Source organism: Pseudarthrobacter sp. Y6, assembly GCF_050156205.1.
GTDB lineage: Bacteria > Actinomycetota > Actinomycetes > Actinomycetales > Micrococcaceae > Arthrobacter.
Map to the genome: position 1 here is coordinate 1,326,849 of NZ_CP189574.1, position 17,869 is coordinate 1,344,717.

General features: G+C 64.0%; 17 protein-coding genes. 12 read left to right on the forward strand and 5 right to left on the reverse strand.

Annotation, left to right across the window (positions count from 1 at the left end):
- The first annotated feature begins 16 nt into the window (after positions 1-16).
- From trpS to ACQCSW_RS06395, 3 genes are read left to right on the forward strand one after another with little or no spacing between them, the layout of a single operon-like run.
- Positions 17-1,129 (forward strand): tryptophan--tRNA ligase, encoded by a 1,113-nt coding sequence (gene trpS, locus ACQCSW_RS06385; RefSeq protein WP_426990002.1) that lies wholly within the window; start codon positions 17-19, stop codon positions 1,127-1,129.
- 4 nt (positions 1,130-1,133) lie between these two features.
- Positions 1,134-1,751, forward strand: coding sequence for a 2'-5' RNA ligase family protein (locus tag ACQCSW_RS06390; protein WP_426990003.1), 618 nt, complete (start codon positions 1,134-1,136; stop codon positions 1,749-1,751).
- A 37-nt stretch (positions 1,752-1,788) separates the two neighbouring features.
- Complete coding sequence (locus tag ACQCSW_RS06395; RefSeq protein ID WP_426990633.1) at positions 1,789-2,838, forward strand: YihY/virulence factor BrkB family protein; 1,050 nt, start codon at positions 1,789-1,791, stop codon at positions 2,836-2,838.
- Here the strand turns inward: ACQCSW_RS06395 and ACQCSW_RS06400 are convergent.
- The 5 genes from ACQCSW_RS06400 to sdhC form a co-directional block, all read right to left on the reverse strand.
- On the reverse strand, positions 2,795-3,565 hold the full coding sequence (locus ACQCSW_RS06400) for an alpha/beta hydrolase family protein (protein ID WP_426990004.1): 771 nt from the start codon (positions 3,563-3,565) through the stop codon (positions 2,795-2,797). The two genes, ACQCSW_RS06395 and ACQCSW_RS06400, sit on opposite strands and share 44 nt — an antisense overlap.
- Positions 3,566-3,659: 94 nt before the next feature.
- Entirely contained in the window at positions 3,660-4,442 is a 783-nt protein-coding gene (locus ACQCSW_RS06405; protein ID WP_058929685.1) for a succinate dehydrogenase iron-sulfur subunit, read from the reverse strand.
- 1 nt (position 4,443) lies between these two features.
- The gene (gene sdhA / locus ACQCSW_RS06410) at positions 4,444-6,252 is read right to left on the reverse strand and encodes a succinate dehydrogenase flavoprotein subunit (RefSeq protein ID WP_426990005.1); all 1,809 of its coding nucleotides are present in this window, start codon (positions 6,250-6,252) and stop codon (positions 4,444-4,446) included.
- Between the two features lie 104 nt (positions 6,253-6,356).
- Positions 6,357-6,818 (reverse strand): succinate dehydrogenase hydrophobic membrane anchor subunit, encoded by a 462-nt coding sequence (locus tag ACQCSW_RS06415; RefSeq protein WP_354249328.1) that lies wholly within the window; start codon positions 6,816-6,818, stop codon positions 6,357-6,359.
- Positions 6,819-6,821: 3 nt separating this feature from the next.
- Positions 6,822-7,202: a succinate dehydrogenase, cytochrome b556 subunit gene (gene sdhC, locus ACQCSW_RS06420; protein ID WP_354249327.1), complete on the reverse strand. Its 381-nt coding sequence runs from the start codon at positions 7,200-7,202 to the stop codon at positions 6,822-6,824.
- A gap of 256 nt (positions 7,203-7,458) precedes the next feature.
- Between sdhC and ACQCSW_RS06425 the strand changes: the two genes are divergently transcribed.
- From ACQCSW_RS06425 to ACQCSW_RS06465, 9 genes are all read left to right on the forward strand, one after another.
- The gene (locus tag ACQCSW_RS06425; protein ID WP_111906245.1) at positions 7,459-8,592 is read left to right on the forward strand and encodes a mannose-1-phosphate guanylyltransferase; all 1,134 of its coding nucleotides are present in this window, start codon (positions 7,459-7,461) and stop codon (positions 8,590-8,592) included.
- A 77-nt stretch (positions 8,593-8,669) separates the two neighbouring features.
- Positions 8,670-9,869 carry an amidohydrolase gene (locus tag ACQCSW_RS06430; protein WP_111906246.1) on the forward strand — a complete coding sequence of 400 codons (1,200 nt, stop codon included), beginning with the start codon at positions 8,670-8,672 and terminating at the stop codon, positions 9,867-9,869.
- A 206-nt stretch (positions 9,870-10,075) separates the two neighbouring features.
- On the forward strand, positions 10,076-10,510 hold the full coding sequence (locus tag ACQCSW_RS06435; protein WP_426990006.1) for a MarR family winged helix-turn-helix transcriptional regulator: 435 nt from the start codon (positions 10,076-10,078) through the stop codon (positions 10,508-10,510).
- A gap of 46 nt (positions 10,511-10,556) precedes the next feature.
- Positions 10,557-10,988: an organic hydroperoxide resistance protein gene (locus tag ACQCSW_RS06440; protein ID WP_111906248.1), complete on the forward strand. Its 432-nt coding sequence runs from the start codon at positions 10,557-10,559 to the stop codon at positions 10,986-10,988.
- On the forward strand, positions 10,985-12,007 hold the full coding sequence (locus tag ACQCSW_RS06445; RefSeq protein WP_426990007.1) for an NADP-dependent oxidoreductase: 1,023 nt from the start codon (positions 10,985-10,987) through the stop codon (positions 12,005-12,007). Before ACQCSW_RS06440 ends, ACQCSW_RS06445 begins: the two co-directional genes overlap by 4 nt.
- Positions 12,008-12,302: 295 nt before the next feature.
- Positions 12,303-13,412 (forward strand): BMP family lipoprotein, encoded by a 1,110-nt coding sequence (locus ACQCSW_RS06450; protein ID WP_426990008.1) that lies wholly within the window; start codon positions 12,303-12,305, stop codon positions 13,410-13,412.
- A gap of 175 nt (positions 13,413-13,587) precedes the next feature.
- Entirely contained in the window at positions 13,588-15,186 is a 1,599-nt protein-coding gene (locus tag ACQCSW_RS06455) for an ABC transporter ATP-binding protein (protein WP_426990009.1), read from the forward strand.
- On the forward strand, positions 15,179-16,546 hold the full coding sequence (locus ACQCSW_RS06460; protein ID WP_426990010.1) for an ABC transporter permease: 1,368 nt from the start codon (positions 15,179-15,181) through the stop codon (positions 16,544-16,546). Before ACQCSW_RS06455 ends, ACQCSW_RS06460 begins: the two co-directional genes overlap by 8 nt.
- Positions 16,543-17,868 carry an ABC transporter permease gene (locus ACQCSW_RS06465; RefSeq protein ID WP_426990011.1) on the forward strand — a complete coding sequence of 442 codons (1,326 nt, stop codon included), beginning with the start codon at positions 16,543-16,545 and terminating at the stop codon, positions 17,866-17,868. Before ACQCSW_RS06460 ends, ACQCSW_RS06465 begins: the two co-directional genes overlap by 4 nt.
- Position 17,869 lies beyond the last annotated feature (1 nt).

Sequence of the window (17,869 nt, forward strand, 5' to 3'; positions counted from 1 at the left end):
CTTAAGGCCTCAACGAATGACCTCTTCTTCAACCGTGACCGGCCCCGCCGCGTCGGCAGCAACGGACTCCGTCGCCGCGCCGGCACCAGAGAGCCAGCCCGCCACCGGGCTGCGGCACCGTGTCCTGTCCGGAATGCAGCCCTCCGCAGACTCGCTCCACCTCGGAAACTACCTCGGCGCGCTGGTGAACTGGGTGCGGATGCAGGACGAATACGATGCCATCTTCTTCATCCCGGACCTGCATGCCATCACCGTGCCCCAGGATCCCGTGGAGCTGGCGCGCCGCACCAGGGTGACCGCCGCGCAGTACATCGCCGGCGGCGTGGACGTGAACAAGTGCACCCTCTTTGTCCAGTCCCAGGTGCCCGAACATGCCCAGCTGGCGTGGGTCCTGGGCTGCATCACCGGCTTCGGCGAGGCCTCGCGCATGATCCAGTTCAAGGACAAGTCCCAGCAACACGGTTCGGACCACGCTAGCGTCGGCCTGTTCACCTACCCGATCCTGCAGGCAGCCGACATCCTCCTCTACCAGCCGCACGGCGTTCCAGTGGGTGAGGACCAGCGCCAGCACATCGAGCTGAGCCGTGACCTGGCGCACCGCTTCAACACGCGCTTCGGCGAGACTTTCACGGTTCCGCAGCCCTTCATCCAGAAGGAATCCGCCAAGATCTACGACCTGCAGAACCCCACGGCCAAGATGTCCAAGTCGGCTGAATCACCGGCCGGCCTGATCAACCTGCTCGATGATCCCAAGGTGACCGCCAAGCGGATCAAATCGGCTGTGACCGACGCCGAGACGGAGATCCGTTTCGACCGTGAGGCCAAGCCAGGCGTCTCCAACCTGCTCACCATCTTCTCCGGAGTGACCGGCCAGAGCGTCGAGCAACTCGTTGACGCCTACCAGGGCAAGATGTACGGACACCTCAAGGTGGACCTGGCCGAGGCGGTGGTGGGCCACCTGACCCCCATCCGTGAGCGCGCCAACGAACTGCTTTCTGACCCCGCAGAACTGGACCGGCTGCTTGCCCACGGTGCGGACAAGGCCAGGGAGATTGCGGGCGCCACGCTCAGCGATGTCTTTGCCAAGGTGGGGTTCCTGCCCTACGGCGGCGCCCCCGGAGCCCGCTAACCCGATGGCGGCCGCCAGCAGTGTCAGTGAAGGAATGAGCGTAGGCGTCATTCTGGGATTCCCCCCTGCCATCGCCGAGGAACTCCAACGATGGCGGGCTTCGTTCGGGGATCCCATGGCGGGGGTCATTCCAGCCCACATCACGCTGGTCACCACCACTCCAGCCCAGGACTGGGAGGCAACACGCGCGCACGTCCGCGAGGTGGCCCGCGACCAGGCGCCCTTTATGGTCACCATCGCCGGAACCGGCACCTTCCGGCCGGTATCCCCTGTGGTCTTTATCAACGTGGAGGACGGCTTCGACGCCTGCGTTGACCTGCACGAGAAGCTCCAGACCGGCCCGCTCCACCGCGACCTGCCGTTCTCTTACCATCCGCATGTGACCATCGCCCACGATGTCGCCCCGGAAAGCCTGGACGAAGCCGAAACGGTGCTCAAGGACTATAGGGCCAGGTTCCCGGTGGTTAGCATGGGACTTTACGAGCACGATGCCGATGGCATTTGGCAGCTACGGGAAGAGCTGGACTTTGGGACCGAAAGTGACAACGACACCTGTTCCATCGCCGCGGACGCAGCAGCGGACGCAGCCGCCAACACCGGCGGATCAACCTCTTCCCACTGAACGCGCACGCCTGGACCTTGCCGTCATCCAGAAGCGGATGGAGTGGGGCAAGGCGCGGAGATCCGACGGCGGCCCCGTAGCCAGCCTGCTGGCCATGTTCCGGTGGCTGCTGGCCCGGCTTGGCGCCTTCCGTCCGATGCGGGCGTGGCGGCACTACGCCCTCCAGCACGGCCCGCTGATGAGCGCCGGCATCGGCTTCAACATGTTCTTTTCCATCACCGGCCTGCTGGCCACGGGCTTCTCCCTTGCCGGCCTTGCGCTCCGCGGCCAGCCTGCCCTCCTGGGCACGATCATCAGCAGCGTGTCCCAGAGTGCGCCCGGGCTGCTGAAGGTGGACGGCCGCGAGGGACTGGTGGATCCGCAGGACCTGCTGGATCCTGACGGACTGGGATGGACGGCTGTCATCGCCGCAGTTGTCACGGTCATCACCTCGCTGGGCTGGATTGCCGGCCTGCGTGATGGCCTGCGCGGCGTGATGCAGCTGCCGCCCCTGAAGGTCAACCCCATCGTGCTGAAACTGCGCGATTCCGGAACACTGCTGCTGCTCGGCGTCGCCCTGGTGATCAGCGCAGGAGCTTCCCTGATCTTTGGCACCGCGGCCGGATGGGTCTCTGATTTCCTGCGGCTTGATCAGGCGGTGGCGGGCCCGCTGACCACGCTCATCAAAATCGGTGTGCCTTTGGCGCTCAACTGGGTCACAGTGCTCATCATGTTCCGGCTCGCGGGCGGCCTCAAGCTGTCCAAACGGGCGCTGTTGGAAGGCACCATCCTGGCTGCGGTGGGCACCACCGTCCTGCAGGTCTTCAGCACCGAGCTGCTCGCCGGGGCAGGCCGGAACCCCATCCTGGCACCGTTCGCCATCATCGTCGGCCTGCTGATCTGGTTCAACCTGGTCAGCCAGGTCTACCTCGTCTCCGCCGGCTGGTCCGCGATCCGCGAGGAAGACCTCAGGAGCGCTCCCGGTGAGCACGAAAAAGCACGGCGGGGATCGCGCCAGGTCCAGCCGGGCAAAGTCCCGGTGCACGGCGACGGACCCGCGGCGGCTACCGCCCGGCGTCGAGGTACTGGTCGGCCCAGGCAGAAATGATCCTGGCGGCGCGGGCCGCCTGGCCCTTGCCGGTCAGCAGGTGGTCGCTGCCCTCGAGCGAAACGAAGTTCCGTGGATGCCTGGCAGTCTGAAAAATAATGCTGGCGTTCTCGATGCCCACGGTGTTGTCCGTGGGGGAGTGAAGCACCATCAGCGGTTTGTGCAGCTGCTTGATGCAGTCCGTCAGGTCTGCGTTCTCCAGGTCCTCCACGAAATGCCTGCGGATCTCCACCCGCTTGCCGCCGAGGTCCACTTCGGCGCTGCCTTCGCTGAGGATCTTGTCCAGGGCGGCGTCAAAGACGTGCGCCACGTGCTTGGGCGAGAACGGGGCACCCACGGTGGCAACGGCGTCGAGCTCCGGGATCTGGCGCGCGGCTGAAAGCACAGCGGCCCCACCGAACGAGTGACCCACCAGCAGCGAGACCGCCTTGCCCTCGGCGCGCATGAACTCGGCCGCCTTGACGGTGTCGGCCACCTTGTGGCTGAAGGAGCCTTCGGACCAGAGGCCGGCGGAATCACCCAGGCCCAGGTTGTCGAACCGGAGCATGCCGATGCCGGTGTCAGCCAGGGCCTTGCACATCCGTGAGGCGGCCGGGCTGTCCTTGCCCAGCGTGAAGCCGTGGGAGAAGACGCCCCAACCCCTGACGGGCCCCTCAGGGACGTCCAGGATGCCGGACAGGACCTCGCCGGTGGATCCTTCGAAGCTGACTCTTTCGGAACGGGACATCGCGGCCTGCTTTCGTTGTTGCCGTGAGGTGTTAAACCACGACGGCGCCACACACCTTAAAGGTGAGCGACGCCGTCGTACGCAAAAACCTGGATTAGATCTTGCGGGAGAGAATTGCCTGCTTGACTTCGGCGATTGCCTGGGTCACCTGGATGCCTCGGGGGCATGCTTCGGAGCAGTTGAAGGTGGTGCGGCAGCGCCACACGCCTTCCTTGTCGTTCAGGATTTCCAGGCGCATGTCGCCGGCATCATCACGGGAATCGAAAATGAAGCGGTGGGCGTTGACGATCGCGGCCGGGCCGAAGTACTGGCCGTCGGTCCAGAACACCGGGCAGGAGGACGTGCACGCCGCGCAGAGGATGCACTTGGTGGTGTCGTCGAAGCGCTCACGGTCCTCGGCGGACTGCAGGCGTTCCTTGGTGGGCTCGTGGCCCTTGTTGATCAGGAACGGCATGACTTCGCGGAAGGACTGGAAGAACGGCTCCATGTCCACGATCAGGTCCTTCTCCACCGGCAGGCCCTTGATGGGCTCAACGGTGATGGGCTTGGTGGTGTCCAAGTCCTTCAGGAGCGTCTTGCAGGCAAGGCGGTTGCGGCCGTTGATGCGCATGGCATCGGAACCGCAGACACCGTGGGCGCAGGAACGGCGGAACGAAACGCTGCCATCAATTTCCCACTTGACCTTGTGCAGGGCGTCCAGCACACGGTCGGTGCCGTACATGGTCACCTTGAAGTCGTCCCACGTGGCGTCCTCGGACACCTCAGGGTTGTAACGGCGTACGCGCAGGGTGACGTCGAACGTGGGGATCTCTCCGCCGCCTCCGATGTGTGCGGGCAGTTCGATCTTGGAGGCTGGCTCAGCAAGTTCAGCGGTCATTTTAGTACTTCCTCACCATCGGCTCGTAGCGGGTAAACACAACCGGTTTGGTGCCCAGCCGGATGCCGGCTGTTGTTTCCGCGGTCCCCGCGGTGCCGTCGGCCGGGGCGTGGTCATCCTTGTACGCCATGGAGTGCTTCATGAATTTTTCGTCGTCGCGTTCCGGGAAGTCCTCGCGGAAGTGTCCGCCGCGGGATTCCTCACGGTGCAGGGCAGCCACGGTCATGACCTTGGCCAGTTCCAGCAGGAAGCCCAGCTCAACGGCCTCGAGCAGGTCCAGGTTGAAGCGCTTGCCCTTGTCCTGGACGCTGATGCGCTTGTATCGCGCCTCGAAGGACTCGATGTCTGTCAGGACCTGGTTCAGCGTGTCAGCCGTACGGAAGACCTGCATGTTGGCGTCCATGGTGTCCTGGAGTTCCTTGCGGATTACCGCCACCTTCTCGTCGCCGTTGCCGTTGCGGGCAATGTCCAGCAGCTCGATGGTGTAGGCCTCCGGGTCCTCCGGGAGGTCCACGAAGTCGGCAGTCTTGGCGTACTCCGCGGCGGCGATGCCGGCGCGCTTGCCGAACACGTTGATGTCCAGCAGTGAGTTGGTGCCCAGGCGGTTGGAGCCGTGGACCGAAACGCAGGCAACCTCGCCGGCGGCGTAAAGGCCCGGGATGACGGTGTCGTTGTCCTGCAGGACTTCGGTGGTGATGTTGGTGGGGATGCCGCCCATGGCGTAGTGCGCCGTGGGGAACACCGGAACCGGCTCCGTGTACGGTTCCACACCCAGGTAGGTGCGGGCGAACTCGGTGATGTCCGGGAGCTTGGCATCGATGTGAGCCGGCTCCAGGTGGGTCAGGTCCAGGAGGACGTAGTCCTTGTTCGGGCCGCAGCCGCGGCCTTCACGGACTTCGTTGGCCATGGAGCGGGCCACGATGTCACGCGGTGCGAGGTCCTTGATGGTGGGGGCGTAGCGCTCCATGAAGCGCTCGCCCTCAGAGTTACGCAGGATGGCGCCCTCACCGCGTGCGGCTTCGGAAAGCAGGATGCCCAGGCCGGCGAGGCCTGTCGGGTGGAACTGGAAGAACTCCATGTCCTCCAGCGGGATGCCACGGCGGAACGCGATGCCCATGCCGTCGCCGGTCAGGGTGTGGGCGTTGGAGGTGGTCTTGAAGACCTTCCCGGCGCCGCCGGTAGCGAAGATCACGGACTTGGCCTGGAACACGTGCAGCTCACCGGAGGCGAGGTCATAGGACACGACGCCGGCAACACGCTTCTGTTTGTACGGCGTGCCGTCCTCGCGGACAGCGTCTTCCTCGACCGTCAGGAGGTCAAGGACGTAGTACTCGTTGTAGAACTCCACGTTGTGCTTGACGCAGTTTTGGTACAGCGTCTGTAGGATCATGTGGCCGGTGCGGTCTGCTGCGTAGCAGGCACGGCGGACGGGTGCCTTGCCGTGGTCGCGGGTGTGGCCACCGAAGCGTCGCTGGTCGATCCGGCCTTCGGGCGTGCGGTTGAACGGCAGGCCCATCTTTTCCAGGTCCAGCACGGCGTCGATGGCTTCCTTCGCCATGACCTCGGCGGCGTCCTGGTCAACCAGGTAGTCGCCGCCCTTGATGGTGTCGAACGTGTGCCATTCCCAGTTGTCTTCTTCGACATTGGCAAGGGCCGCGCACATGCCACCCTGCGCCGCACCGGTGTGCGAGCGGGTGGGGTAGAGCTTGGTCAGTACTGCTGTGCGCGCGCGCTGACCGGACTCGATCGCGGCGCGCATGCCAGCGCCACCGGCACCGACGATGACGACGTCGTACTTATGGACCTGCATACTTGGGCGCTCTTTCTCTCAAAATTCGCTATAAAACAACGGGCGGGCGTTGCCTGCACCGCAAAATACAGCCTGCGGCTCACCGCGGGCAGCGGATGAACGGGCTACGCGGGGCAGAAGCCGCCGGGCAGCGGAACACCGTCAACCACGGGGCACGGGTTGAAGGTGAAGATCACCAGGGTGCCAAGGACGATGATCACGGTGGTGGCCGCGTAGAGGACGATCTTGAGCCAGAGGCGGGTGGAATCCTTCTCGGCGTAATCGTTGATGATGGTGCGTACGCCGTTGGTGCCGTGCAGCATGGCCAGCCACAGCATGGCCAGGTCCCAGATCTGCCAGAACGGGTCAGCCCACTTGCCGGCGACGAAGCCGAAGTCGATGGCGTGGACGCCTTCGCCCATCAGGAGGTTTACGAAGAGGTGCCCGAAGATGAGCACCACCAGCACTACGCCGGACAGGCGCATGAACAGCCAGGCCAGCATTTCGAAGTTGCCCCGGCTTGCGCCCGTGCGGCGGTACTGGGGGGAGTTTTTCCCACTGCGTGGGCTGTCGATTGTTGCAGTCATGGCTTAGTGACCTCCGAAAGCGAGGGAAAGGTGGCGGATGGAGAAGCCGACCATTACAACTACCCACAGGGCCAGGACGGTCCACAGCATCTGGCGCTGGTACTTGGCGCCCTTCTTCCAGAAGTCGACGGCGATGATCCGCAAACCATTAAAGGCGTGGAAGACGATCGCGGCAACCAGGCCCGTTTCACCCAGGGCCATGAGGGGGTTCTTGTAGGCACCGATGACGGCCGTGTAGGCCTCGGGGGACACTCGCACCAATGAGGTGTCCAGCACATGGACCAACAAGAAGAAAAAGATCACTACACCGGTAATCCGGTGTCCTACCCAAGACCACATGCCTTCACGGCCGCGGTACAAGGTGCCAGCTGGTTTTGTCGGCACTGATAAACCTCCCTGCAACACAGCGGCGCTGGCATGAGATCCACGCGGGGGGAACGCCTGCTGCGAGAGCAACTCGTAGCTCAGGCCTAAATCTAGGCTTCGCTCACAGCTTATTCAATTTAGGAACTCCTTGGTGACCCCGCAATCCCCGCGTTTTGACTGCAGATGAGACGAACACCACACCATGGCGCGCCTGCGGGAGTTGGCGGAAGGTTCCGAAAGGGCAGTTCACCGCTCGTCAGCTAAAGTAGCCGTGATGAGTACAGACAAAGTGACAAGCCCGGATTCACCCCTGAACCGCTTTATTGCGGTGATTCCGGCAGGCGGAGTGGGGACCCGCCTCTGGCCCCTGTCACGCGCAGCAGCTCCCAAGTTCCTTCACGACCTCACGGGGTCGGGCAGCACCTTGCTGCGAGCCACGTATGACCGGCTGCAGCCCCTCGCGGGCCGGCGCGTCCTGGTGGTCACGGGCACTGCGCACCGCGCTGCCGTGTGCCGCCAGTTGCCCGAGGTCCAGGACTCGGACCTGGTCCTGGAAAGCGAGCCGAAGGATTCCGGCGCCGCGATCGGCCTGGCCGCCGCCATCCTGCACGAGCGGGATCCGGACACCATCATGGGGTCCTTCGCCGCTGACCAGGTGATCAGCCCGGACCACCTGTTCCAGGAAGCGGTCCGCGAAGCGATCCACACGGCCGCCGCCGGCAAGATCGTGACCATCGGCATCAAGCCGACGCACCCGTCCACCGGCTTCGGCTACATCCGCGCTGGCGAGAAACTCCACATCGAAGGTGCGCCCAGCGCCCAGGCCGTGGTGGAGTTCGTTGAGAAGCCGGACGAGGAAGATGCCCAGCAGTACGTGGACAGCGGTGAGTATGTCTGGAACGCCGGCATGTTCGTGGCTCCCGTCGCGCTGATGCTCAAGCACCTCGAGGCCAACCAGCCGGAGCTGTTCAAGGGCCTGCAGGAGATCGCCCAGGCCTGGGACACCCCCGAGCGCGATGCAGTCACGGCGCGGGTCTGGCCCACGCTGCCCAAGATCGCCATCGACTATGCGGTGGCCGAACCTGCCGCCGCCGCGGGCGACGTCGCCGTGGTGCCTGGCACTTTCGGATGGGACGACGTCGGGGACTTCGCTTCGGTGGGCCGCCTCAACAGCGCCCGTGAAGTGGACGATGTCACTGTCATCGGCGAAGGCGCGCGCGTCTTCACCGAAAACGCCAGCGGCGTGGTGGTTTCAGACACGAAGCGCGTTATTGCGCTGATCGGCATCAAGGACGTTGTCATTGTGGACACCGGGGACGCCCTCCTGGTGACTACCAAGCAGCATGCCCAGCGCGTCAAGGGTGCAGTGGACGCTCTGAAGGCAAGCGGCGATACAGACGTCCTCTAGCAAGCGCGGACCGCTGTCAAACCGTAACGCGCCGACCGTGATGCCGCTATTCCGTGGACCCTCGCTAGAGTAAATCTGTGCGCAACTACACTACTGAAACTGAGCCCACCGCGTTGGTGGGTCCATGGCTGGAGCCGCTCCTTCCGGAACTGATCGACTTCCGCCGGGACCTGCATGCGCATCCAGAGCTTTCCTTCAAGGAATTCCGCACCACTGACAAGCTCGTGGAGCGGCTCGAAGCGGCGGGCCTCGCGCCCCGCAGGCTTGAAGGCACCGGCCTCACGGTCGATATCGGCGAGGGGCCCATCGCAGCTGCACTCCGCGGCGATATTGACGCCCTGCCCATCATCGAGGAAACCGGCCTGCCGTTTGCCTCAAAGAACCATGGCGTCACGCACGCGTGCGGCCACGATGTCCACACTGCCACCATGCTCGGCGTTGCCCTGGTCCTGCAGAACATGCACCAGGAGTCACCGCTCGGTGGGTCCGTCCGGATTATCTTCCAGCCGGCCGAGGAAACCATGCCCGGTGGCGCGCTTTCCTGCATCGAGCAGGGCGTCCTGGAGGGTGTGCCGCGCATCTTTGCGCTGCACTGTGACCCGAGGATCGACGTCGGACGCATCGGTACGCGCATCGGCGCAATTACGTCTGCTTCGGACACCATTAAGATCGAACTGAGCGGCCGCGGCGGCCACACCTCCCGGCCGCACCTCACCGAGGACCTGGTGTTCGCCCTGGCGCAGATCGCCGTCAATGTCCCCGCCGTGCTGTCCCGCCGGGTGGATGTCCGCAGCGGGGTGTCCGTGGTCTGGGGGCAGATCAACGCAGGTTCGGCACCCAACGCCATTCCCGGCACGGGTTATATGGCCGGCACCATGCGCTGCCTTGACCGCGACGCCTGGCATGATGCCGGCAAGCTCCTGGACGAGGTGGTGCAGCAGGTGGCCGCGCCTTATGGTGTGGACGTCCATCTGGAACACACCAGGGGAGTGCCACCGGTGGTCAACTCGGAGCACGAGACTGCGCTCATTGAGGCCGCAGCCCGCGCCGAAATTGGTGAGGGCGCCGTAGTGCTGACGCCGCAGTCCATGGGCGGCGAGGACTTCGCCTGGTTCCTGGCTGAGCGTCCCGGCGCGATGATGCGCCTGGGCACCAAGACCCCGGGCGGCGAAGAGTATGACCTGCACCGCGGTGACTACATCCTGGACGAACGCGCCCTGGGCCTGGGTATCCAGGTCCTCACGGCAGCAGCCCTCCGGACCATCCGCGACCTCTAGCCCCCGCGCCCCGCGCCCCTGGCCCCTGGCCCCTGGCCCCTGGCCCCTGGCCCCTGGCGCGAACGGACACTTAAGCCCTCACCCTCGCGCGCGAACTGGCAGCAAATACCCTCAAATCCCGGTTTTGAGGGTGTTACCTGCCAGTTCGCGCATCACTTTGGCCAGTTAAGTTGTGCACAATTGAATTGTGGACTACCGTCTAAGATATGACTGAAGCCCCCCGCCTCGACCGCCAGGTGTGTTTTGCCCTGTACTCCGCCTCCCGCGCGGCAACAGCGGTTTATCGCCCCGTGTTGGACGACCTCGGCCTGACGTACCCGCAGTATCTGGTGATGCTGGTCCTCTGGGAATCAGAGCCGAAGGGAGTCAAGGAGCTCGGCGACGAGCTGGGCCTTGACTCCGGCACGCTGTCGCCGCTGCTCAAGCGACTTGAGGCCATGGGGCTCGTGGAGCGCCGCCGGTCCGGGGAGGATGAGCGCCGTGTTGCAGTCCATGTGACGCCGGCCGGACGCTCGCTCAGCAGCAAGGCCAGCGGGATTCCACGGCACCTTGCGGACGCCGCCGGGTTGTCAGCCGATGAGCTGGAACAGCTTCGGACCACTCTGGAAAGGCTCACCGAAGCCCTTCACCGCGCGCACTGAGCGCCCAAGATTTTCCGTTTTCCAAATCCAACAGGACGGACCACATATGAAGACTCTCTACACTGCCGAGGCCCTGGCTTCTGGCGAAGGCCGGGACGGCAACGCACGCACCAACGACGGCAAGCTGGATGTCAGCCTGGCCAGCCCTGTGGAGCTGGGCGGTGACGGCCAGGGCACCAACCCGGAGCAGTTATTTGCCGCCGGTTACGCGGCCTGCTTCCACTCGGCGCTCCGCCTCGTGGGGCGCAAGGAGCGCGCAGACCTGACCGACTCAGCCGTCGCGGCCAAGATCCACTTTGGCGCGCTGAACGACGGCGCGGGCTACGGCCTTGCTGCTGAACTGGAGATCGCCGTACCGGCTCTGGATCTCGCCACGGCCGAGTCCCTGGTGGCCAAAGCACATCAGATCTGCCCGTATTCCAACGCCACCCGCGGAAACATGACGGTGGACATCAAGATCCTGGAGTTCGCAGCATGAGCCTGACAACGGCACTTCCAACATCCACCCGGGAAATCCACCTGGTGTCACGTCCGATAGGGCGTCCCGTTCCCGAAAACTTCCGGCTGGCAGAGTCACCGCTGCCGGAGCTTCAGGACGGCCAGATCCTGGTCCGCAACCTCTACATCTCCGTGGACCCCTACATGCGCGGCCGCATGAACGACATCAAGTCGTACTCGGCGCCGTTCGCGCTGGATGCAGCGCTCGACGGCGGCGCCATCGGTGAGGTCATCGCGTCCAGGGCCGAGGGGCGGAGGGTGGGGGACGCCGTCGTCCATCAACTGGGCTGGCGGGAATATGCCGTACTGGACGCAGAGGCAACCGCGGTTGCCCGCACGGACCTTGCGCCGGCGTCGGCGTTCCTTGGCGCGCTTGGCATGACCGGACTAACGGCGTTCGCCGGCCTGCTCAAAGTGGCCGAGTTCAAACCCGGCGATGCCGTATTCGTGTCCGGTGCGGCGGGTGCCGTGGGCTCACTTGTGGGCCAGATCGCCAAGGCGATGGGCGCTTCCAGGGTCATCGGCAGCGCGGGAACCCCGGAGAAGGTGGCGCGGCTCCTGGAACTGAACTTCGACGCAGCGTTCAACTACAACGACGGGCCCGTGCGGGAACAGCTTGTACAGGCCGCAGGGCCCGCAGGTATTGACGTGTATTTCGATAACGTGGGCGGCGATCATCTGGAGGCTGCCCTGGCGGTCCTGAATGTGGGCGGCCGCGTGGCCATGTGCGGTGCGATAGCCCAGTACAACTCCACCGAACCCACGCCGGCGCCCCGGAACCTCGTGCTTGCCATCGGCAAGCAGCTCACCCTGCGGGGGTTCCTGGTCAGCGGACAGCGCCAGCACAGCGCTGAATTCTTCGGCAAGATGTCAGCCTGGCTGGCGGACGGTTCAGTTCGGTATGACGAGACCATGGTGGATGGACTGGAGAATGCGCCCCAGGCCTTCATGGATCTGCTCGACGGCGCCAACACCGGCAAGATGCTGGTGCGCCTCTAACCTCCCCTCCAGCGCTAACGGACACTTGAGGCCCCGCCCGGAATGCCCCAAGTGTCCGTTCGCGCTTAATGGGAGGGGTGCCGACAGGCCGACTTCTACTGGTTGGTAACAAATTCTCAACAATCTTCAGGATCCGGCTCCGATGTGGTATCGGACGTGTTGCAGCCCACTAATGTTGCTTGTATCAGTGCGCTTCGGCGCAGTGCTGCGAAGCCGTCAGTGAAAACAGAATTTCAGTGTAGAAACGGACACTCATTGAATTCGAGTCGTAGCGCCACTCTCTCCTGGAGGAAATTTGAAGAACACACTGCGCGCTAAGTTCAAGCGCGGTTCAATGGTCGGCGTGGCCTCAGTGGGTGCCACGGCACTCCTGCTGACCGGCTGCGGCGCGGCACCCGACGCCGGAGGGACGGCCTCCAACACGGCGAGCGACTACACCGGCTGCATCGTCTCCGACTCCGGCGGATTCGATGACCAGTCGTTCAACCAGTCCTCCTACGATGGACTGAAGAAGACCGAGAAGGACCTGGGCATCAAGGTCAACCAGGTTGAATCCCAGACCAACAACGATTTTGAGCCGAACCTCCGTGCCATGGTCACCGCCGGCTGCGACCTCACAATCACGGTTGGCTTCCTCCTCGGTGACGCCACCAAGGCCCAGGCGACCGCAAACCCGGACAGCCACTTTGCGATCATCGACTTCGGCTACGCGACGCCGATCAGTAATGTCAAGCCGATCATCTACGATACCGCCCAGGCTGCCTTCCTGGCAGGGTACCTCGCGGCCGGATCCACCAAGACAGGTACCGTCGCCACGTTCGGCGGCATCAAGATCCCCACCGTGACCATCTTCATGGACGGCTACGCCGACGGCGTGAAGTACTACAACGAGAAAAAGGGCAAGAACGTCAAGGTCCTCGGCTGGGACAAGGCTGCACAGGACGGAAGCTTCACCGGCGACTTCACCAAACAGGACGTGGGCAAGCAGCTCACCCAGAACTTCCTGGACCAGGGCGCGGACATCGTGATGCCCGTGGCCGGTCCGGTGGGCAAGGGTGCCGGCGCAGCGCTGAACGAAGCGAAAGCGGCCGGCAAGGACGTCAAGCTCATCTGGGTTGACTCCGATGGCTTCCTGACTGCACCGGAATACAAGGACATCATGCTGTCCTCGGTCATGAAGCTCATGGGCGAGGCCGTTGAGACCGTGGTGAAGGAAGACAAGGAAGGCAAGTTCACCAACACGCCCTACGTGGGCACACTGGCGAACGACGGCGTCCAGCTGGCACCGTTCCACAGCTTCGATTCCCAGGTTTCAGCCGATCTGAAGTCCGAGCTGGACCAGCTCAAGAAGGACATCATGGACGGCAAGGTTAAGGTCGAGTCTGCGGCGAGCCCCAAGGCTTAGTCATCCTCGATAAGCGCCACCCCCGGATGGTCACAGACTGGCCGGTTGGTGGCGCTTTTCGTTGGAGTCCGCTGCCCAGCAAGACCGCCCACCCGGGACTGCAGGCACTAGGCTGGTGCTGCAGCCTCATATCCCGTCCGGTTCGTGTACGGACGCTTCGAGATTGGTCAGAGTTTTGAAACTTGAACTCAGAGGGATCACCAAACGCTTCGGCTCCCTGCTCGCCAACGATCACATTGACGTGGTGGTTGAACCTGGACAGATCCACTGTCTGCTGGGCGAGAACGGGGCCGGCAAGTCCACCCTGATGAATGTGCTGTACGGGCTCTACGAGCCCACCGAGGGCGAAATCGTCGTTGACGACAAACCCGTTTCGTTCCGCGGCCCCGGCGACGCCATGGCGGCCGGCATCGGCATGGTGCACCAGCACTTTATGCTTGTTCCGGTCTTTACCGTCGCCGAGAATGTGGCCCTTGGAGCTGAGGCCACCACGGCCGGCGGTTTCCTCAACCTGGACGATACCCGCCGGAAAATCAAGGAGATTTCTGACCGCTACTCGTTCGACGTCGATCCCGATGCGCTGGTGGAGGACCTTCCGGTGGGCGTCCAGCAGCGCGTGGAAATCATCAAGGCATTGGTCCGCGACGCCAAGGTCCTCATCCTGGATGAGCCCACGGCCGTCCTGACTCCCCAGGAAACGGACGAACTTCTGGACATCATGCGCCAGCTCAAGTCCAACGGCACTTCAATCGTCTTCATCTCGCACAAGCTGCGTGAAGTGAAAGCCGTCTCGGACACCATCACGGTGATCCGGCGGGGCAAGGTGGTGGGGTCCGCCAACCCCGGCGCCTCAACCACGGAACTGGCCTCCATGATGGTAGGACGTGCCGTGAACCTGACACTGGACAAGGCACCCGCGAAACCGCAGGAGACCACCTTCCAGGTCAAAGACCTCACCGTCATTGCCCCGAACGGGCAGCACACCGTCGACGGCATCACCTTCGACATCGCCCGTGGCGAGATCCTCGCCGTCGCGGGAGTCCAGGGCAACGGCCAGACCGAACTCACCGAGGCCATCCTTGGCCTGCAGGACCGCGTTCATGGCTCCATCCTGCTGGACGGTGAGGAACTCGTTGGCCGCAGCGTGAAGGACGTTCTCAACGCGGGCGTCGGCTTCGTCCCGGAAGACCGGTCTGTTGACGGCCTCATCGGCACGTTCTCAATCGCCGAAAACCTGATCCTTGACCGTTATGATCAGCCACCGTTCGCCAAGGGAATCAGCATGAGCCCGGCAAAGGTGCTGGAGAACGCGAAAACGCGGATCGACGAGTTCGACGTACGGACGCCGTCGGGCCTGGTTGCCGCCGGCACCCTGTCCGGCGGCAACCAGCAGAAAGTGGTCATGGCACGGGAGCTGTCCCGGCCGCTTCGACTCTTCATCGCCTCGCAGCCCACGCGTGGTGTGGACGTCGGATCCATCGAATTCCTGCACAAGCGGATTGTGGCCGAGCGGGATCAAGGCACACCCGTCATGATCATTTCCACTGAGCTGGACGAGGTCATGGAACTCGCCGACCGGATCGCTGTCCTGTACAAGGGCAAGCTGGTGGGCATTGTGCCGGCAGGAACCGGGCGGAACGTGCTTGGCCTGATGATGGCCGGAATCTCACCGGCCGACGCTGCGGGCGCAGACAAGTTCACGGCAGAGAAGACTGACTCCGCTGCTGCAGAAAGCCGCGGGACCTCCGGCGCCGAAGGAGGCGATCATGCGTGAAGAGCATCCCCCCAAACATGATGGGACGCATGCCAAGCCGCACGAGCCGAGCGTAGCGGCCGAAGAAACTGCCGCCGTGGTGGCCGTGGATACCGCTGGAGGGGCCATCAGCCCGTCGGCAGTACCCGCCACAGCCCAAAGTGGGAAGCTCCCCGGCGGCCCGGACACCCTGGTCCGGAAGATCTTCACGGGTAGCGGCATGGTCTCAGTCCTGGCCGTACTGTTGGCTCTCTTCATCGGCGGCCTTCTGATCGCCAGCACCGACAAGCAAGTGGGAACCACTTCCAGCTACCTGTTTGCCCGGCCCGCGGACTTCCTCTCGGCTGTCTGGAACGCGGCCACCCGTTCATACATCGCACTGTTCCAAGGAGCCGTCTTCAACCCCCGCGGTTCCGGCCTCGCCGTCCAGTTCGCGCCGCTCATGGAAACGCTGACCATCGCAACGCCGCTCATCACGGCGGGCCTCGGCGTGGCATTGGCGTTCCGGGCCGGGCTGTTCAACATCGGCGCCCAAGGCCAGATCATCATGGCCGGCATCCTGGCGGCCTGGGTTGGCTTCGCCCTGCACCTGCCCTTGGGCTTGCACCTGGTGTTAGTCCTGCTGGCCGGGATCATCGGCGGCGCCATCTGGGGTGGCCTGGTTGGTTTCCTTAAGGCCCGGACAGGTGCCCACGAAGTCATCCTGACCATCATGTTCAACTACATCGCGCTCTACTTCCTGCGGTACCTGCTGAACACACCGGCGTTCCAGCGCCCGGGGGAGTCCAACCCCATCTCGCCCATCCTGGATCCCACCGCCATCTACCCCCAGATTTTCGGCTCCCAGTACCGCCTGCACTTGGGCTTTGTCCTGGCGATTGCGGCCACCGTCCTGGTGTGGTGGCTGCTGAACCGGTCCACCGTCGGCTTTGAATTCCGGGCCGTCGGCGCCAACCCAAAGGCCGCGCTGACCGCGGGAATCAACGTCTCGCGGTCCACCATCCTGGTCATGGCAATAGCCGGCGCGCTCGCCGGAATGTCCGGCGTGGCCCAGGTGGCGGGCACGGAAAAGGTCCTTACGGATGGGGTCGCGGCAACATACGGGTTTGACGCCATCACGGTGGCGCTGCTGGGACGTTCGACGCCGTGGGGCACGTTCGCTGCCGGCCTGCTCTTCGGCGCCTTCCGCGCCGGCGCCGTGCAGATGCAGATCCAGACCGGAACCCCCATCGACATTGTCCTGGTGGTCCAGTCGCTGATTGTCCTCTTTATCGCGGCACCTCCGCTGGTGCGGGCAGTCTTCGGGCTGAACCCCCGCCGCAAGAAGCCGGCCAAGGCCGGAAAATCCCAGCAGGCAGCAACCACCGGAGGCGCAGCATGAGCGCAACAGCAACATCGCCCCTGCCGGGACGCGGAACGCCCGGAACAGCGCCCGAGGCCGATGAGGCCCAGGCAACATCCGGCAAACCGGTGCTCTGGAAAACCCCAGTCCTCCTATCGGCACTGGGACTCGTCGCTCTCATTTTCTTTGGCCTGATGGGATCAGCGCAGACCGCAAGGTTCGGAATTTCCACCGGCGGGGATTTTTTCCAGCTGCCCGCGCTTGAAGTTCCAACGATGCCGGGCGGCATCGTCCTCTCGGTCCTGATGCTTGGACTGGCGGCCTATGCGGTCTATTTGAAGACCAAGGCCCGGCCGGCCCCGGCCTGGCTGACCATCACCTTTACTGTGCTGTTTGTGGCAGCCTTCCTCATCTGGGTGGTGGGCGGTGCCCGGACGCCCAGCATTTCGCTGGCCGGACTCATCGCCGGTTCGGTCACCCTGGCCGTCCCGCTGGTGTTCGGCTCCTTGTCCGGCGTGCTGTGCGAGCGGGTCGGGGTAGTCAACATCGCCATCGAAGGCCAGCTCCTGGGCGGTGCCTTCACCGCGGCGATCGTGGCCAGCATTACGCAGAACCCCTTTGCGGGCCTGCTCGCGGCCGCTGTGGCGGGCGCGGCGGTGTCCATGGTGCTCGCGGTGTTCAGCATCAGGTACCTGGTCAACCAGATCATCGTCGGCGTAGTGCTCAACGTACTGGTTTCCGGCGTCACAGGCTTCCTGTTCAGCACCGTTATGCAGGCGGACAAAGCCAAGTTCAACTCACCGCCCGGCCTGGACATTGTCGAGATTCCCATCCTGTCCGGAATCCCGATCCTCGGCCCCATCCTGTTTAAGCAGTCGGTGGTTGGCTACCTGATGTACGTTGCCGTCATTGTTGTCTGGGTTGGACTGTTCAAAACCAAGTGGGGCCTGCGGGTCCGCGCTGTCGGTGAACACCCGCAGGCCGCCGACACGATGGGTATCAAGGTTAACGCCACACGCTTCTGGAACGTCACGTTGGGTGGCGCCGTCGCTGGCATCGGCGGCTCGTTCTTCACCCTGGTGGCGATCGACAGCTTCACCAAGGAGATCTCCGGCGGACGAGGCTTTATCGCAATCGCCGCCCTGATCTTCGGGCGCTGGAACCCTATCGGAGCATTCTTCGCTGCCCTGCTGTTCGGCTTCGCAGACAACCTGCAGAGCATCGTGACCATCATCGGAACCCCGGTGCCGAGCCAGTTCATGGCCATGCTGCCCTACCTGGTGACCGTGCTGGCCGTGGCCGGGCTGGTGGGCCGGTCCAGGCCACCGGCGGCCAGCGGCATCCCGTACGTCAAGGGATGAC

What these genes read in the sequence shown, in the direction of transcription:
- trpS (WP_426990002.1), top strand. Translation starts at nt 17, where the DNA reads ATGACCTCTTCTTCAACCGTGACCGGCCCCGCCGCGTCGGCAGCAACG.
- ACQCSW_RS06390 (WP_426990003.1), top strand. Translation starts at nt 1,134, where the DNA reads ATGGCGGCCGCCAGCAGTGTCAGTGAAGGAATGAGCGTAGGCGTCATT.
- ACQCSW_RS06395 (WP_426990633.1), top strand. Translation starts at nt 1,789, where the DNA reads ATGGAGTGGGGCAAGGCGCGGAGATCCGACGGCGGCCCCGTAGCCAGC.
- ACQCSW_RS06400 (WP_426990004.1), bottom strand. Translation starts at nt 3,565, where the DNA reads ATGTCCCGTTCCGAAAGAGTCAGCTTCGAAGGATCCACCGGCGAGGTC.
- ACQCSW_RS06405 (WP_058929685.1), bottom strand. Translation starts at nt 4,442, where the DNA reads ATGACCGCTGAACTTGCTGAGCCAGCCTCCAAGATCGAACTGCCCGCA.
- sdhA (WP_426990005.1), bottom strand. Translation starts at nt 6,252, where the DNA reads ATGCAGGTCCATAAGTACGACGTCGTCATCGTCGGTGCCGGTGGCGCT.
- ACQCSW_RS06415 (WP_354249328.1), bottom strand. Translation starts at nt 6,818, where the DNA reads ATGACTGCAACAATCGACAGCCCACGCAGTGGGAAAAACTCCCCCCAG.
- ACQCSW_RS06425 (WP_111906245.1), top strand. Translation starts at nt 7,459, where the DNA reads ATGAGTACAGACAAAGTGACAAGCCCGGATTCACCCCTGAACCGCTTT.
- ACQCSW_RS06435 (WP_426990006.1), top strand. Translation starts at nt 10,076, where the DNA reads ATGACTGAAGCCCCCCGCCTCGACCGCCAGGTGTGTTTTGCCCTGTAC.
- ACQCSW_RS06440 (WP_111906248.1), top strand. Translation starts at nt 10,557, where the DNA reads ATGAAGACTCTCTACACTGCCGAGGCCCTGGCTTCTGGCGAAGGCCGG.
- ACQCSW_RS06445 (WP_426990007.1), top strand. Translation starts at nt 10,985, where the DNA reads ATGAGCCTGACAACGGCACTTCCAACATCCACCCGGGAAATCCACCTG.
- ACQCSW_RS06460 (WP_426990010.1), top strand. Translation starts at nt 15,179, where the DNA reads ATGCGTGAAGAGCATCCCCCCAAACATGATGGGACGCATGCCAAGCCG.
- ACQCSW_RS06465 (WP_426990011.1), top strand. Translation starts at nt 16,543, where the DNA reads ATGAGCGCAACAGCAACATCGCCCCTGCCGGGACGCGGAACGCCCGGA.